This is a genomic window from Bradyrhizobium sp. HKCCYLR20261, from assembly GCF_051168435.1.
In the GTDB taxonomy this organism is placed as follows: Bacteria; Pseudomonadota; Alphaproteobacteria; order Rhizobiales; family Xanthobacteraceae; genus Bradyrhizobium.
Map to the genome: position 1 here is coordinate 151,001 of NZ_JBNPUZ010000013.1, position 15,548 is coordinate 166,548.

Consider the following 15,548-nt stretch of genomic DNA (forward strand, 5'->3'; position numbering starts at 1 on the left):
AAAGGATCGACACCATGAACGTCCTGCTCGTTTTCGCCCACCCTGAACCGCGCTCCCTGAACGGCGCCCTGCGCGACGTCGCCGTCGCAGAGCTCAAGGCCCAGGGCCATGAGGTCCGGGTTTCGGATCTTTACGCGATGGGTTGGAAATCCGCCGCCGACCGCGCTGACTTCCCGCATTTGCCGCCCGATGCCCGCCTGAACGTTGCCACTGCGTCAGGCGAAGCCTTCAAGACCCATACGCTCACCGACGACGTCAGAGTCGAGCAGGACAAGCTGCTCTGGGCCGACGCCGTCCTCCTGCAGTTTCCGCTGTGGTGGTTCACGATGCCCGCGATCCTCAAAGGCTGGGTCGACCGGGTCTATTCCTACGGCTTCACCTATGGCGTCGGCGAGCACAGCGACAAGCGCTGGGGCAACCGCTATGGCGAGGGCGTCTTTGCCGGCAAGCGCGCGATGCTGGTCGTCACCACGGGCGGCTGGGAGGAGCACTATTCGGCGCGCGGCATCAACGGGCCGATCGACGACCTGCTGTTTCCGATCAACCACGGCATCCTGTTCTATCCCGGCTTCGACGTGCTGCCGGCCTTCGTGGCGCACAAGGTGAACCGGCTCGACGAAACGGGCTTTGCTGATGTCGCCGAGCGGCTGCGCGGCCGGCTACAGACGCTCTTCACCGATCAGCCGATCCCGTACCGGCGGCAGAACCACGGCGACTATCTGATCCCGTCGATGCAGCTGCGGCCAGAACTCGGCACGTCCGACGCGCGCGGCTTCGCGCTGCATGTCGATGATCGGCACTAACGTCCGATGGCGCGGGCTCAGCCCGCGCCCATCGCCACGGCGATGTGATAGGTCGCGAACGCCGCCGCATAGGCGAGGGCGAACATGTAGAAGAACGTCACGGCCATCCAGCGCCAGCTGCCGGTCTCGCGCCGGATCACCGCAAGCGTCGAGGCGCATTGCGGAGCGAAGATGTACCAGGCGAGCAGCGCCAGCGCCGTGGCGAGGCTCCATTTGGTCGCGAGCACCTGGCCGATCTGCTCGGCCGCTTCCTTGCCGCCTTCGATCGCATAGACGGTGCCGAGCGCGGCGACGGCGACCTCGCGGGCGGCCATGCCGGGCACCAGCGCCACCGCGATCTGCCAGTTGAAGCCGACCGGCGTGAGCAGGGGAGCGAGCGCCTGGCCGATCATTGCCGCGAGGCTGTAATTGATCGAAGGTTCGGTCGCGCCCTCCGGCGGCTGCGGGAACGAGGCCAGAAACCAGATCAGCACCATCATCGCGAAGATCGTGGTGCCGGCGCGCTGCAGGAACATCTTGGCGCGGGTGTAGATGCCGATCGCGATGCCGCGCAGCCGCGGCAGCTTGTAGTCCGGCAGCTCCAGCATGAACGGCGCCGGCTGGTAGTCGCGCATCATGAAGAACTTGACCAGGAACGACACCAGGAGCGCGCTGATGATGCCCGCCGCATACAGCCCGAACATCACGAGCCCCTGCAGATTGAACAGACCCCAGACCTTGGTCGGCGGGATGAAGGCCGAGATGATCAGCGTATAGACCGGAATCCGCGCCGAGCAGGTCATCAGCGGCGCGATCAGGATGGTGGTGAGACGGTCGCGGCGGTTGTCGATCACGCGCGTCGCCATGATGCCGGGGATGGCGCAGGCGAAGCTCGACAGCAGCGGGATGAAGGCGCGGCCGTGCAGGCCGGCGCCACCCATGATGCGATCCATCAGGAACGCGGCGCGCGCCATGTAGCCGAAATCTTCCAAGAGCAGGATGAACAGGAAGATGATGATGATCTGCGGCAGGAAGACGATGACGCTGCCGACACCGGAGATCACGCCGTTCTGCAGGAAGCTCTGCAGCAGGCCTTCCGGCAACTGGTCATGGACGAGCCCGCCGAGCGCGTCGAACGCCGCAGACAGAAGCTGCATCAACGGCTGCGCCCAGGCGAACACGGCCTGGAACATGATGAAGAGGATCGCGAACAGGATGAACAGGCCGCCGACCGGATGCAGCGCGACCGCGTCGATGCGGCCGGTCCAGGTGTCCGGGCGCTCCGGCAGGCTGACGGTGGAGGCGATGATGCGGTCGGCCTCGCGCTGGGTGGCGCGCAGCTCCGGCACGGTCAGGGGCCGCCAGGTGTTCGCGCGCTCCGTGCTGGCGGCCGCCGCCTGGGACAGCAGCTTGTCGGTGAGCTGCAGAAGGTCGTCGGTGCCGCCCTTGCGGACCGCAATCGAGGTCACGACCGGGACGCCCAGCGCCTGCGACAGAGCGGCCACGTCGACCGTGACGCCGCGCCGCTTGGCGATGTCGAACATGTTGAGCACGAGCGCCAGGGGGCGGCCCGTGCTCTTGAGCTCGAGCAGCAGGCGGATCGTCAACCGCAGGTTGGTGGAATCGGCGACGCACAAGACCAGGTCGGGCAGAACCTCGCCCGTGGCGCGTCCAAGCACGAAATCCCGGGTGATTTCCTCGTCAGGGCTGCGACCGCGCAGCGAATAGGTGCCGGGCAGGTCGACCAATGAGACCTGACGGCCCTGCGGCGTCACGAAGGCGCCCTCTTTGCGCTCGACCGTGACTCCGGGATAGTTCGCGACCTTCTGACGGCTTCCCGTCAGCGCGTTGAATAGGGAGGTCTTGCCACTGTTGGGTGTCCCCACCAGGGCCAGATGCAGCAGAGGGCTTTCCATGACGACGCTTTCCGCGGCCTATGCCACGATGACGGCCATGGCCTCGCGCCGGCGGACCGCGACGGTGATGTTGTCGACACGGACGGCAATTGGGTCGCGCCCGACGATCCCCTCATGAAGGATCTCGACTCGAGCGCCCTCGACGAAGCCGAGCTCGATCAGCCGGCTTTCCAACTCGGTGTCCGGCAGCGACGACTTGGCGCCACCGGCAGCAAGATGCTGGATGGTTCCGGTATAGCCACGCCGGGCCAGACCGAGCGGCAGAGGCGGCCGTGTATCGCAGATTTCGCTCATAGCCTGTATTTTCAATCGCGTGCCAAGAGGTCAAGCGCGGCATGCACAATGCCGCCGCTTCTTAGAGCGATTTTAAACAGACTGAGCCGACCGGCCTCTGATCTGCCTCAAGGAGCGGCTGCGGAGGCCGTGTGCCGGCTGTCCACGCTGCCCTTCGGCTCGATGCCCGACGAAGCCGCGGCGCGGCTCTTGAAGTGGTCGAGCACGAACAGGCGGATCGCCGACGACAGGTTGCCCTGCTGGCGATTGTTGTCGATCTCTCCGACCAGCTCGGACAGGGTCATGTTACGGAGACCCGAAATCTCCTTCATGCCGTTCCAGAAGGCCTCTTCCAGGCTGACGCTGGTCTTGTGACCTGCGACCACGATAGAACGTTTTACGACGGGCGACTTCATCACGCGTCCTCGCCATTGATACGATGTTGATCGAGTAATTCGTTCGCGCGCTTGTCGCGTTGGGCGTCAGTTGCGCGTTCGGACTTCGTCCTGCCGAAGCGAGCGCGGTTGCCTTCGGCGACCTTCGCTGCCTGATCGCGCTCGACGCGCTTTCTGAATCGCTTCAGGTTGATGACGTCCCCCATGCTTGCTCCAATCATTTATGGCATCGAATATCGCGAGGAGAGCATGCGCCCTGCGCAGATGAGCCTGCGCGTTCTCCAGACAATCACGTTATCGCCCCCTGATAGTTCGATAGCCATTCGCATCGTTGCGAGCTGGTTGTGTACTCACCAAACGCAGCAGAACTTGTAGTCGAGACTATCCTTTAGGGGTTAACAGCGAGAATTGCATCACCCCCCGTAGTACTACGGGACTACCGTCAAGATCGTCCGGGGCGCGTCATCTGCTCTGGCTGCACGAGGCGGTCAAATTCATCTGCGGAAACGAAGCCGAGTCGCGTCGCTTCTTCTTTCAAAGTCGTGCCGCGCTGATGCGCCGTCTTCGCCACTTTGGCGGCGTTGTCGTAGCCGATCTTCGGCGCCAGCGCCGTGACCAGCATCAAAGAGCGCTCCATAAGCTCGCGAATCCGCATTTCGTCGGCTTGAATGCCGATCACGCAATGTTCGCGGAATGAACGTGCGGCGTCACCTAGTAATTGTATGGACTGCATCATGCAATGTGAGAGCAATGGTTTGTAGACGTTCAATTCGAAATGGCCCTGGCTTCCGGCCATGGTGATGGCCGTATGATTCCCGAACACCTGACAGCACACCATGGTCAGCGCTTCGCACTGAGTCGGGTTCACCTTTCCGGGCATGATCGAGGAGCCGGGCTCGTTTTCGGGGAGAATCAGTTCGCCTAGCCCCGAGCGCGGGCCGGACCCGAGAAAGCGGATGTCGTTCGCGATCTTGAACAGGCCGGCGGCGGCCGCGTTGAGCGCTCCATGCGCGAACACATAGGCGTCGTTGGATGCCAGCGCCTCGAACTTGTTGGCCGCGGAGGTGAACGGCAGGCCGGTGATGGCAGCGACATGCCTCGCGAACAGGGCGGCGAATTTCGGATCGGCATTGAGACCGGTGCCGACAGCCGTGCCGCCCTGGGCCAGCGGCAAGAGGTCGCGCGCCGCAATCTCGATCCTGGCGATGGCGCTCTCGACCTGGGCGGCGTAGCCGGAGAATTCCTGACCGAGAGTCAGCGGCGTGGCATCCTGCGTATGGGTGCGGCCGATCTTGACGATGCCTGCGAACGCCTCCTGCTTGGCGCGCAGGCTCGCCAGCAGCTCCGACAGGGCTGGCACGAGATGTCCCGCGATCGCACGGGCGGCCGCGATGTGCATGGCGGTGGGAAAGCAGTCGTTGGACGACTGGCTCATGTTGACGTGATCATTCGGATGCACGGGCTTCTTGGTCCCGCGCTCGCCGCCCATGAGCTCGCTGGCGCGATTGGCGATCACTTCGTTGAGGTTCATGTTGCTCTGGGTGCCGGAGCCGGTCTGCCAGACAACGAGCGGAAAATGATCGTCGAGCTTGCCGTCGATGATCTCCTGCGCCGCCTGGACGATGGCCTCGGCCATGCGCGGCTCGAGCAGGCCGAGCTCCTGGTTGGTCTTGGCTGCCGCCATCTTGACCAGCGCCAGCGCGCGCACGACGCCCATCGGCATGCGGTCGTGACCGATCCGGAAGTTCTGGCGGCTGCGCTCGGTCTGCGCGCCCCAATAGCGGTCGGCGGCGACCTCGATCGGACCGAAGCTGTCGGTCTCGGTGCGCGTCGGTGAATTAGCTGAATGTGCCATGAAGCATGCCCATGATTGGTCACGAACCGGCGCTGGCCGGTTCAAGCATGCTCAATCTAGTGATCCGCCGGCCGTTCCGCGCGCGGCGAATCCGCCTATTTCTTGCGGAAGCGGTCCAGCCGGACGACCTCGGCGCCTTCGCCTGGCGCAGCCGGCGGCTGCGGCGTGTCGTCGGTGGGCTCGGCTGCGGGTCCGGGCAGCGGCGCAACGACCGCCGACGGGGCAGGTGCCGCGGGCAGCTTCGGCGCGGCCGGCGTCTCCGCGATGGCTTCCGACGGCTCGAACTGCAGTCCGAACTGCACCGACGGATCGAAGAAGCTCTTGATGGCGTGGAACGGCACGACCAGCCGCTCCGGAATGCCGCCGAACGACAGGCCGACCTCGAACCGATCCTCGGTGACGACGAGATCCCAGAACTGGTGTTGCAGGATGATCGTCATCTCCTCAGGGTATTGCGCCAGCAGCCGTGGCGAGATCTTCACGCCCTCGGCCTTGGAGACGAAGGTGATGAAGAAATGATGCTCGCCGGGAAGCCCGTGGGCTGCGGCATCGCTCAACACCCGGCGCAGCACCCCGCGCAGCGCGTCGCGTGCCAGCACATCGTATCGAATATGATCCGTCGCCATGATCGGTCCTGTATCGTGATCGGCCGCGCCCGAATGGTCCGATCGCCGCGCCTCTCCGGCAGCGGCATCCGCGACTCGTACCCGGCCAATCGTACCCCGCATTGGTGCCGAGGTCAGCAGCCCATGCGAATCCGCAGCCAGATATGGGAACGCCTAGAAGCTGGCGGAAGTCCGGTCAACGCAGGAATGGACGGCACGGTTGCCAAAAACCTGGGGACGGCGTCGCCGGGGCAGGGAGGCCGAAGAAAAATGAAAGTGGAGGCTTCTGTTGCCAGGTGCCTCCGAACCCCGCCTAACGGAGCTTAACCCGTTAGGACTTTAAGGTGGTCTTTCAAACTGCGTTACGCAGCCTGAGCAACCGGAGCAAAGTTGTCGTTGGCAACTATTGCAGTAGCCCGATAACGGCGGAACAATACCGGGAAAAAGCTCGCCCTTTACGCCCTCGTCGATCCTATTTCGCCCCCGCCGAAACCCGTCGAACGGACGGGCTTTGGTGGAGGCGCCGGGTACCGCCCCCGGGTCCGAATGGTTTATTTCGACGGCGATTTATTTCCATAGCCGGCAAGCCGGCACACCCAATATAGGCTGCCTGCTGCCCGCTGCACAGGGTCGAAAAGGCGCAGCCCGCGACAAAAATGTGGGTCGTTGCGGGGAACCTTTCGATCGCGCTTGGCAGCCCCAAATTTGTGCCTCTAGATGGCCGGATGCCCTCCGATCCCGCGGTCTCCGTCTCGCCTGCCGACACACTCAAAGAGCCGCCCAGTCTCCGTACCCTGTTCTTCGCATTCGCAAAAATGTCGCTGTCGGGATTCGGCGGCGTGCTGGTGTTTGCGCGGCGAGCGATCGTCGACGAGCACCGCTGGATGACGGCTGAGGAATTCAACGAGACCTTCGCGCTCTGCCATTTCATGCCGGGGCCGAACATCGTCAATCTCGCCATGGTGTTCGGCGCGCGGCTGCGCGGCATCGCCGGCGGGATCACCGCCTTCGCCGGCCTGCTGCTGCCGCCGATGCTGCTGATCACCTGTCTGGCGGCGGTGTATGATCATTTCGAGCACGCGGACGTCCTGCGACGGGGACTCGCCGGCGTGTCCTGCGCGGCGGTCGGTCTGCTGGCGTCGGTGGTGTTTCGCATGCTGTTGCCGCTCCTGAAGAAGCGCGACCTGCTGGGGCTTGCGGTGATGGCCGCCGTTTTCGTCGCCATCGGAGTGACGCGGTTACCGCTCCAGGAGGTGCTGCTGGTCGCGGTGCCGCTCAGCATCCTCGTCACCTTTGCCAAGGCGCGATGGGTGCGATGAGCGGCGACGACAATCCGCTGGCCCAGCTGTTCTGGACCTTCGCGCTGATCTCGCTGTTTGCCGTCGGCGGCGCAGTGGCCGCGATTCCGGAGTTGCACCGCGTTGCCGTCGACGTCCGTCACTGGATGACGGACAAGCAGTTCGCCGATGTATTCGCGCTGTCGCAATTGTCGCCGGGGCCGAACGTCCTGATCGTCGCGTTGATCGGCTATTCTGTCGCAGGCGTGGCGGGTGCCGCAGTCGCGACGATCGCGATGTGCGGCCCGACCGCCGTGCTGTCCTATCTCGTCAGCCGCTGGCTCGGGAACGCGCGTGACGCGCGCTGGCCTGCGATGCTCCAGGCCGCGCTCGTACCGCTGTCGATCGGCCTGATGGCGGCGAGCACGTGGATCCTGGCGCAGGCCTCCGACGACAATTGGCGGGCCGTGGCGCTGACGATCGCCGCCGCCGTGGTGGCATCGTCGACACGACTCAATCCGCTCTGGCTGTTGGCTGCGGGCGGCTGCCTTGGTTTTGCTGGCCTTCTCTAGGGAAAGTCGCTAGGCAACATGAAGATGTCCGGCGGGGACTGATCCGGACCGCTGCGCGAGAACAATGACGGCCGCCAAGGCCGATCGGGGAGGACGAGGGACATGGCCGATACGACGGGCCAGCTGTCGGGCGGGGCGGCGACGGTGCCATCCGCGCGCAGCACGACTGGCGCATTGATCATTCTGGTCCTCGCCTTCGCTCCGCAAATCATCGAAATGCTGATCGGGTTCGCCGGCTTCTTTCTGCCGGTCTCCGGCCGCGGTCCGATCCAGGCGCTGACGGCCCACGCCTCGGCGCTGGGCGCTGCTCTTCCCAGCCTGGCGCAGCAATATGCCGCAGGCGGAAAGACCTCGCTCGGCTCCGACAATCTGCTGGCCCTCATCTACACCTATCCGCTGCTCGCGGTGGCGCTGTTCACCCTCCTGGTCCGTCCGCGCGCGCCGCAGGACTATTTCGGCGGCGTCGTGCTGATGGCGATCGCGCTGTTCGCGCTGTGGGCCTCGAGCGACCTTCAGGGCATGCGCGGCTTCTCGTTCGGGGCCGGCACCGCGCCGCGCATGTTCGGACTGCTGCTGCTCGCACTGGGGGCGGCGGTGGCCGCGATCGGCGCCTTGACGCCGGGCCCGCAGCTCGCGGCCTATCACTGGCGCGGACCGCTGTTCGTGTCGCTCGCGATCCTGACCTTCGCTGTCTCCATTCGTCCGCTCGGCCTGTTGATTGCGGGTCTCGCGAGCTTCCTGATCGCGGCGATCGGGAGTCCCGAGACGCGCTGGCGTGAGACGCTGATCGTGGGCGTCTGCCTGACCGGTGGATGCGCGGTGCTGTTCCCCTACATCCTGGGGCTGCCGATGCCGCTTTGGCCGCGTTTCCTGCTGCAGTGAGGGCGTGATGGACCTGTTTGCAAATCTCGCTCACGGTTTTGCTGTCGCGCTGTCGCCGATCAATCTCCTGATGTGCCTGATCGGCGCACTGGTGGGGACGCTCGTCGGCGTCCTGCCGGGCATCGGCACCATCGCCACCGTGGCGATGCTGCTGCCGATCACCTTTGGTCTTCCGCCGGTGGGCGCGCTAATCATGCTGGCCGGCATCTATTACGGCGCGCAATATGGCGGCTCGACCACGTCGATCCTGGTCAATATTCCCGGTGAGGCCACGTCAGTGGTCACCGCGCTCGACGGCTTTCAGATGGCGAAGCAGGGCCGCGCCGGTCCGGCCCTGGCCATCGCTGCGATCGGTTCGTTCTTCGCCGGCTGCGTCGCCACTGTGCTGATCGCGATCCTCGGCGCGCCGCTCACCAAGCTCGCGCTCGCATTCGGCCCGGCCGAGTACTTTTCACTGATGGTGCTCGGCCTGATCTTCGCGGTCGTGCTGGCGAAGGGCTCGGTGCTCAAGGCGATCGCGATGATCGTGCTCGGCCTGCTGCTGTCGATGGTCGGCTCCGACATCGAGACTGGCGTCTCACGGATGGCCTTCAACATTCCCGAGCTCGCCGACGGACTCGGCTTCGCCACCGTCGCGATGGGCGTCTTCGGCTTCGCCGAGATCATCCGCAACCTCGATGCCGGCGCGGAGATGGACCGCGACCTCGTGCAGAAGAAGATCACGGGCCTGATGCCGACGCGCAAGGATCTCAGCGATTCCACGCCGGCGATCCTGCGCGGCACGGTGCTCGGCTCGATCCTCGGCATCCTGCCGGGCGGCGGCGCCGTGATCGCGTCGTTCGCGGCCTATACGCTCGAGAAGAAGCTGGCGAAGGATCCGTCCCGGTTCGGCCGCGGTGCGATCGAAGGTGTCGCGGCACCGGAGAGCGCCAACAACGCGGCGGCGCAGACCTCCTTCATTCCGCTGCTGACCCTCGGCATCCCGCCAAATGCGGTGATGGCGCTGATGGTGGGCGCGATGACCATTCACGGCATCGTGCCGGGTCCGCAAGTGATGCAGAAGCAGCCTGATCTGGTCTGGGGCATGATCGCCTCGATGTGGATCGGCAATCTGATGCTGATCATCATCAATCTGCCCATGGTCGGCATCTGGGTGCGGCTGCTGCGCGTGCCGTACCGGCTGATGTTCCCCTCGATCGTGATCTTCTGCGCGATCGGCATCTACTCGGTGAACAATTCGCCAGTCGATGTCGTGCTCGCCGGCGCCTTCGGCCTCGTCGGCTATTGGCTGATCAAGCACGATTTCGAGCCGGCGCCGCTGCTGCTCGGCATGGTGCTTGGGCCGCTGATGGAGGAGAATCTGCGCCGAGCGCTCTTGATCTCGCGCGGCGACTGGTCGGTGTTCCTGACCCGGCCGCTGTCCGCCGTGCTGCTCGCGATCGCCGCGGGTCTCTTGGTGCTGGCGGTCTTGCCGACGCTGCGCCGCAAGCGCGACGAGGTGTTCGTCGAAAGCGAAGGCTGACCTGCGGCGGCACGCCGCAGGCGGAAGTCGAATCGACCTCGGACAAGACGCTGTGATGTAGCTATCACGAGCGAAAGGCCCGCAGCTGAGCGGGCCCCGAGGGAGGAATTCGATGAGCTGGTGCAGTCGTGCACTTTCGATCGGTTGGCTGGCGGCCATCGCCGGCGTCGTTGCCGGGCTCGGGGTGTCCACGACACCCGCCAAGGCGCAGAACTATCCGGCGCGCAGCATCACGATGATCGTACCGTTCGCGGCCGGCGGCCCGACCGACGTGATCGCGCGCATCGTCACCGCGCACATGGCGCAGACGCTGGGCCAGAGCATCATCATCGAGAACGTCGTCGGCGCCGGCGGCACCACTGCCACGACGCGCGCGGCGCGCGCCGCGAATGACGGCTACACGCTGATCACCGGCCATATGGGCACTCATGCCGCCGCGGTGCCGCTCTATCCCAAGCTCGCCTATCATCCGGAGAAGGATTTCGAGCCGGTGGCTCTGCTCGCGGGCACGCCGATCCTGATCCTGGCGCGCAAGGATTTCGCGCCAAAGGACACCAAGGAGTTCGTCGACTACATCAAGGCCAACAGCGAGAAGGTCAACGCCGCTCATGCCGGCGTCGGCTCGGTGTCGCATGTCTCGTGCGAACTCCTGAACTCGATCCTCGACGTCAAGCCGGTCGGCGTGCCCTTCAACGGCACGGGTCCCGCGATGAACGCGCTGGTCGCCGGTCAGGTCGACTACATGTGCGACCAGATCGTCAATGCCGTGCCGCAGATCAACGCCGGCACCATCAAGGCCTATGCGATCGCGACGCCGGAGCGCAATCCGGCGCTGCCGAACGTCCCGACCACCACGGAGGCGGGGTTACCGAAGTTCCAGGCCCAGGCCTGGAACGCGATCTTCGCGCCCAAGGGCACGCCGCCTGCGATCGTCGCCAAGCTCAACGCGGCCGCCGCCAAGGCCCTCGAGGACGAGGGCGTGCGCAAGCGCCTGCTCGAGCTCGGCAGCGTCATTCCGGCACCGGCGGACCGGACCCCGGAGGCGCTGGGGGCGCTGGTGAAGGGCGAAGTCGTCAAATGGAGCGCTGTGCTGAAGCCGGCGACCTAGCCTTCAGGCCGATGGCCAGGGCAGAGGGCGGGACCGCAGGGTTCCGCCCCTTGTCATTCGGGGCGCGGCGGCCGACATTTTTCAGGGTATAATCGGCAACCGGGCCGAGTCGAGGCTAGGGTCCGGCGATCCCCGCCGTTAAATTCGCCGCCTTCCGCGAAAGGCCGCCAGCGCGCACCATGCACCAGTATCACGACCTGCTCGAACGCATCCTGTCCGACGGCGCCGAGAAGCACGACCGCACCGGCACCGGCACCTATTCCGTGTTCGGCCACCAAATGCGCTTCAACCTCGCCGCCGGCTTTCCATTGGTCACGACCAAGCGGCTGCCGCTGAAGGCGATCGTGCATGAGCTGTTGTGGTTCCTGAAGGGCGACACCAACATCAAATATCTGCACGACCACGGCGTCACCATCTGGGACGAGTGGGCCGACGCCAATGGCGATCTCGGTCCGGTCTATGGCTACCAATGGCGATCCTGGCCGACGCCGGACGGCGGGCATATCGACCAGATCAGCCATGTCATCGACATGATCAAGCGCAATCCGGATTCGCGCCGGCTGATCGTCACGGCGTGGAATCCGGCCGACGTCGAGAAGATGGCGCTGCCGCCGTGCCACTGCCTGTTCCAGTTCTACGTCGTCAACGGCAAGCTGTCGTGCCAGCTCTACCAGCGCTCGGCCGACGTCTTCCTCGGTGTGCCCTTCAACATCGCCTCCTATGCGTTGCTGACGATGATGGTGGCGCAGGTGACAGGATTGAAGCCGGGCGAGTTCGTGCACTCCTTCGGCGACGTGCATCTTTATTCCAACCACGTCGAGCAGGCGCGCCTGCAACTGACCCGGGCGCCCCGGCCGCTGCCGACCATGACACTCAATCCCGACGTGAAGGACATCTTCGCCTTCCGCTACGAGGATTTCGCGCTCGCCGGCTACGACCCGCATCCGCACATCAAGGCCGAGGTCGCGGTCTGACGCATGCCGCTGACAATCCGTCCTGCCCGGCCTGACGACATCGGCACCGTGCTCGCGCTGATCCGCGAACTCGCTGACTACGAGAAGCTCGCGCATGAGGTCGTGGCGACTGAGGCCGATATCGCCGGCGCGCTGTTCTGCGACCACCCGAAGCTGTTCTGCGATCTCGCGGAATGGAACGGCAGCGTCGCGGGCTTCGCGGTGTGGTTCGTCAATTTCTCGACCTTTGCCGGCAGGCCCGGCATCTATCTCGAAGACCTGTTCGTACGTCCGGTGTTCCGCCGCAACGGCATCGGCCAGGCGCTGCTCGGCCATCTCGCCAAGACCTGCGTGGAGCGCGATTACGCGCGGCTGCAATGGTCCGTGCTCGACTGGAACGCGCCGTCGATCACCTTCTACAAGTCGCTCGGCGCCGAGCTGATGGACGACTGGACCCTGTGCAAGGTGACGGGGGCGTCGCTGGCGCAGCTTGCGGAGAAGGCGCCGTGATCGAGATCGTGTTCGTCGTCGCCATGGCCGAGAACCGCGTGATCGGCGCTGATGGCGCGATCCCGTGGCGGCAGAAGAGCGACATGCGGCGCTTCAAGGCGATGACCATGGGCCGGCCGATCGTGATGGGGCGCAAGACCTTCTTGTCGTTCCCACGCCGGCCGCTGCCGGGCCGCACCAACATCGTCATCACCCGCGACACAGCGTTTCGCGCACCCGGCGCGATCGTGACCCACGGCATCAACGAAGCGCTCACCATCGCGCGGGGTGATGCGCTGCGGCGTTCAGCCGCGGAGATTGCGATCGTCGGCGGCGCCGAGATCTATGCGGCGACGATGCCGGTCGCCGACCGGCTGGAGATCACGGAGGTGCACGCGACCCCTCCGGGCGATACGCTGTTTCCGGTCATCGATCCCGCCCAATGGACCGAGGTGGCGCGGGAGCGTCATCCTTCGGGGCCCGACGATCAGGCCGAATTCTCCTATGTGACCTATCGCCGGATCCGCTGATCGTGCGAGGCTGCGGGGCGCTGCGGCTGCCGCATCAAGACCATCCGTTAATGATGACGTCGCGTTATCAGGTCGTATGGCGGTTTCGGGGGCGCGGCAAACGGGCGCTTCCGGCCCTGTTTACATTGACAAAACCCGGTTCGGGCTTAGCTGGAGCGCTACGTTGTAAGGGGCGGGCCCGTCCCTTATAACCCGGCCGCCGACGGGGGCCGGCGTTTGGGCAGTATCAGCCTCTCGGAGGAGATCGATCGATGGCGTGGAAGAATCAGGGCGGAGGCCCGTGGGGTCAGGGTCCCAAGGGGCCCTGGGGCTCGGGACCGCAACCGGTCGGTCCAAGGCCGCCCGACCTGGAAGATCTTCTGCGGCGCGGCCAGGATCGGCTGCAGCAGTTCGTGCCGGGCGGCGGCTTCGGCACCGCGGGCATCCTCCTGATCGTGCTCGGCGCGATCGTCATCTGGTTGGCCTCCGGCATCTACCGCGTACAGTCCGAGGAGCTCGGCGTCGTGCTGCGCTTCGGCAAGTATGTCCGCGATGAGCAGCCCGGCCTGCGTTATCACCTGCCTTACCCGATCGAGACCGTGCTGCTGCCCAAGGCGCTGCGCGTCAACTCGATCTCCATCGGCATCACCGCCGGTGATGACGGCCGGCGTGGCGGCCGCGGTGGTCGCGACGTGCCCGAGGAGAGCCTGATGCTGACCGGCGACGAGAACATCGTCGACGTCGACGTCACCGTGCTCTGGCGCATCAAGCCGAAGGGCGCCGCCGACTTCCTGTTCAACATCCAGAACCCGGAAGGCACCGTGAAGGCGGTGGCCGAGAGCGCGATGCGCGAGGTGATCGGCCGCTCCAACATCCAGCCGATCCTGACCGGCGCCCGTACCGTGATCGAGCAGAACGTGCAGGAGCTGATGCAGAAGACGCTCGATAATTACGGCTCGGGCATCCAGATCACCCAGGTGCAGATGCAGAAGGTCGATCCGCCGGCCCAGGTCATCGAGGCCTTCCGCGACGTCCAGGCGGCCCGCGCCGACCTCGAGCGTCTGCAGAACGAGGCCCAGACCTACGCCAACAAGGTCGTTCCCGATGCGCGCGGCCGCGCCGCGCAGATCCTGCAGGTCGCCGAAGGCTACAAGGAGCAGGCGATCGCCGAGGCCAAGGGCCAGAGCGCGCGCTTCCTGAAGGTCTATGACGAGTACAAGAAGGCTCCCGAAGTGACCCGTGAACGGATCTATCTCGAGACCATGGAGCGCGTGCTCGGCGGCTCGGAGAAGCTCGTGCTCGACAGCGGCGCCTCCGGCGGACCCGTGCCGCTGCTGCCGCTCGGCGATCTCGCGCCGCGCCGTCAGGCGCCGGCCGCTCAGCAGGGAGGCGTCCGATGAGGTCCCCCGTTGCAGGCATCGTCGCGCTGATCGCGGTGCTCGTTATCGTCGTCGTCGGCTACAGCTCGCTGTTCACCGTGGCCCAGACCGAGCAGGCGCTGGTGGTGCGGTTCGGCAAGCCGGTCGACGTCGTCACCCAGCCCGGCCTGAACTTCAAAGCGCCGTTCATCGACAACGTGATCTCGATCGACAAGCGCATCCTCGACCTCGAGAACCCCTCGCAGGAGGTGATCGCGTTCGACCAGAAGCGTCTCGTGGTTGACGCCTTCGCGCGCTACAAGATCAAGAACGCGTTGCAGTTCTACCAGAGTGTCGGCTCGATCCAGACCGCTAACGTCCAGCTCGGCACCTTGCTCAACGCGGCGCTGCGCCGCGTGCTCGGCGAGGTCACCTTCACGCAGGTCGTGCGCGACGAACGCGAGGGCCTGATGCGCAAGATCCGCGATCAGCTCGACAAGGAGGCCGACGCCTACGGCATCCAGGTGGTCGACGTCCGCATCCGGCGCGCGGACCTGCCTGAGGCCAACAGCCAGGCCGTCTACAAGCGCATGATGACCGAGCGGCAGCGCGAGGCCGAGGAGTTCCGCGCGCTCGGCGGCCAGAAGGCCCAGGAGATCCGGTCCAAGGCCGATCGCGAGGCGACTGTCATCGTCGCCGAGGCGAACTCGCAGGCCGAGCAGACCCGGGGCGCCGGCGACGCCGAGCGCAACCGGCTGTTTGCCGAGGCCTACGGCAAGGACCGCGACTTCTTCGCCTTCTACCGCTCGATGACGGCGTATGAGAACGGCCTGAAGTCTGGCGACACCCGCTTCCTGCTGCGGCCCGATTCGGAGTTCTTCCGCTACTTCTCCAACCCCACGGGGAAGTCGGGTGCGGAGACGCCATCGACCGCTGCCAGCAGCTCGACCGCGGCTGCTGCGGTGCCGGCTCCCAAGCCGTGATGGTCTTGGCTGCGGCCGATCCGGGCGAATAAGAGTTGACACGGACGGGGCGAAGCCGTTGCTTCGCCC

General features: G+C 65.4%; 17 protein-coding genes and 1 other RNA gene. 11 read left to right on the forward strand and 7 right to left on the reverse strand.

What is annotated here, in order from left to right:
• Positions 1-14 precede the first annotated feature (14 nt).
• Entirely contained in the window at positions 15-803 is a 789-nt protein-coding gene (locus ACQR1L_RS25720; protein WP_434860710.1) for an NAD(P)H-dependent oxidoreductase, read from the forward strand.
• Between the two features lie 17 nt (positions 804-820).
• Here the strand turns inward: ACQR1L_RS25720 and feoB are convergent, their stop codons facing one another.
• From feoB to ssrA, 7 genes are all read right to left on the reverse strand, one after another.
• Complete coding sequence (gene feoB, locus ACQR1L_RS25725; RefSeq protein ID WP_434860711.1) at positions 821-2,698, reverse strand: ferrous iron transporter B; 1,878 nt, start codon at positions 2,696-2,698, stop codon at positions 821-823.
• Positions 2,699-2,716: 18 nt separating this feature from the next.
• Positions 2,717-2,992, reverse strand: a complete 276-nt coding sequence (locus ACQR1L_RS25730; RefSeq protein ID WP_434860712.1) for a FeoA family protein — start codon at positions 2,990-2,992, stop codon at positions 2,717-2,719.
• 107 nt (positions 2,993-3,099) lie between these two features.
• Positions 3,100-3,387, reverse strand: a complete 288-nt coding sequence (locus ACQR1L_RS25735; RefSeq protein WP_434860713.1) for a ribbon-helix-helix domain-containing protein — start codon at positions 3,385-3,387, stop codon at positions 3,100-3,102.
• The gene (locus ACQR1L_RS25740; protein ID WP_434860714.1) at positions 3,387-3,572 is read right to left on the reverse strand and encodes a DUF4169 family protein; all 186 of its coding nucleotides are present in this window, start codon (positions 3,570-3,572) and stop codon (positions 3,387-3,389) included. Before ACQR1L_RS25740 ends, ACQR1L_RS25735 begins: the two co-directional genes overlap by 1 nt.
• A gap of 236 nt (positions 3,573-3,808) precedes the next feature.
• Positions 3,809-5,221: a class II fumarate hydratase gene (gene fumC / locus ACQR1L_RS25745; RefSeq protein WP_434860715.1), complete on the reverse strand. Its 1,413-nt coding sequence runs from the start codon at positions 5,219-5,221 to the stop codon at positions 3,809-3,811.
• A 95-nt stretch (positions 5,222-5,316) separates the two neighbouring features.
• Positions 5,317-5,847: an SspB family protein gene (locus ACQR1L_RS25750; protein ID WP_434860716.1), complete on the reverse strand. Its 531-nt coding sequence runs from the start codon at positions 5,845-5,847 to the stop codon at positions 5,317-5,319.
• Between the two features lie 254 nt (positions 5,848-6,101).
• Positions 6,102-6,457: a transfer-messenger RNA gene (gene ssrA, locus ACQR1L_RS25755) on the reverse strand.
• A gap of 94 nt (positions 6,458-6,551) precedes the next feature.
• On the opposite strand from ssrA, the gene ACQR1L_RS25760 reads away from it, so the two are divergent.
• The 10 genes from ACQR1L_RS25760 to hflC all read left to right on the forward strand — a co-directional run bounded on the left by ACQR1L_RS25760 (position 6,552) and on the right by hflC (position 15,479).
• Positions 6,552-7,145 carry a chromate transporter gene (locus ACQR1L_RS25760; protein WP_434860717.1) on the forward strand — a complete coding sequence of 198 codons (594 nt, stop codon included), beginning with the start codon at positions 6,552-6,554 and terminating at the stop codon, positions 7,143-7,145.
• Entirely contained in the window at positions 7,142-7,675 is a 534-nt protein-coding gene (locus ACQR1L_RS25765) for a chromate transporter (RefSeq protein WP_434860718.1), read from the forward strand. The genes ACQR1L_RS25760 and ACQR1L_RS25765 overlap by 4 nt, the downstream gene beginning before the upstream one ends.
• Positions 7,676-7,777: 102 nt before the next feature.
• On the forward strand, positions 7,778-8,557 hold the full coding sequence (locus ACQR1L_RS25770; RefSeq protein ID WP_434860719.1) for a tripartite tricarboxylate transporter TctB family protein: 780 nt from the start codon (positions 7,778-7,780) through the stop codon (positions 8,555-8,557).
• 7 nt (positions 8,558-8,564) lie between these two features.
• Positions 8,565-10,079, forward strand: a complete 1,515-nt coding sequence (locus ACQR1L_RS25775) for a tripartite tricarboxylate transporter permease (protein WP_434860720.1) — start codon at positions 8,565-8,567, stop codon at positions 10,077-10,079.
• A 112-nt stretch (positions 10,080-10,191) separates the two neighbouring features.
• On the forward strand, positions 10,192-11,187 hold the full coding sequence (locus ACQR1L_RS25780; protein ID WP_434860721.1) for a tripartite tricarboxylate transporter substrate-binding protein: 996 nt from the start codon (positions 10,192-10,194) through the stop codon (positions 11,185-11,187).
• 179 nt (positions 11,188-11,366) lie between these two features.
• A complete protein-coding gene (locus tag ACQR1L_RS25785; RefSeq protein ID WP_434860722.1) occupies positions 11,367-12,161 on the forward strand; it encodes a thymidylate synthase in 795 nt (264 codons plus the stop codon).
• A gap of 3 nt (positions 12,162-12,164) precedes the next feature.
• Positions 12,165-12,650 carry a GNAT family N-acetyltransferase gene (locus tag ACQR1L_RS25790; RefSeq protein WP_434860723.1) on the forward strand — a complete coding sequence of 162 codons (486 nt, stop codon included), beginning with the start codon at positions 12,165-12,167 and terminating at the stop codon, positions 12,648-12,650.
• The gene (locus ACQR1L_RS25795; RefSeq protein WP_434860724.1) at positions 12,647-13,159 is read left to right on the forward strand and encodes a dihydrofolate reductase; all 513 of its coding nucleotides are present in this window, start codon (positions 12,647-12,649) and stop codon (positions 13,157-13,159) included. Before ACQR1L_RS25790 ends, ACQR1L_RS25795 begins: the two co-directional genes overlap by 4 nt.
• Positions 13,160-13,410: 251 nt before the next feature.
• A complete protein-coding gene (gene hflK / locus ACQR1L_RS25800; RefSeq protein ID WP_434860725.1) occupies positions 13,411-14,538 on the forward strand; it encodes an FtsH protease activity modulator HflK in 1,128 nt (375 codons plus the stop codon).
• On the forward strand, positions 14,535-15,479 hold the full coding sequence (gene hflC, locus ACQR1L_RS25805) for a protease modulator HflC (RefSeq protein ID WP_434860726.1): 945 nt from the start codon (positions 14,535-14,537) through the stop codon (positions 15,477-15,479). Before hflK ends, hflC begins: the two co-directional genes overlap by 4 nt.
• The last annotated feature ends 69 nt before the right edge of the window (positions 15,480-15,548 follow it).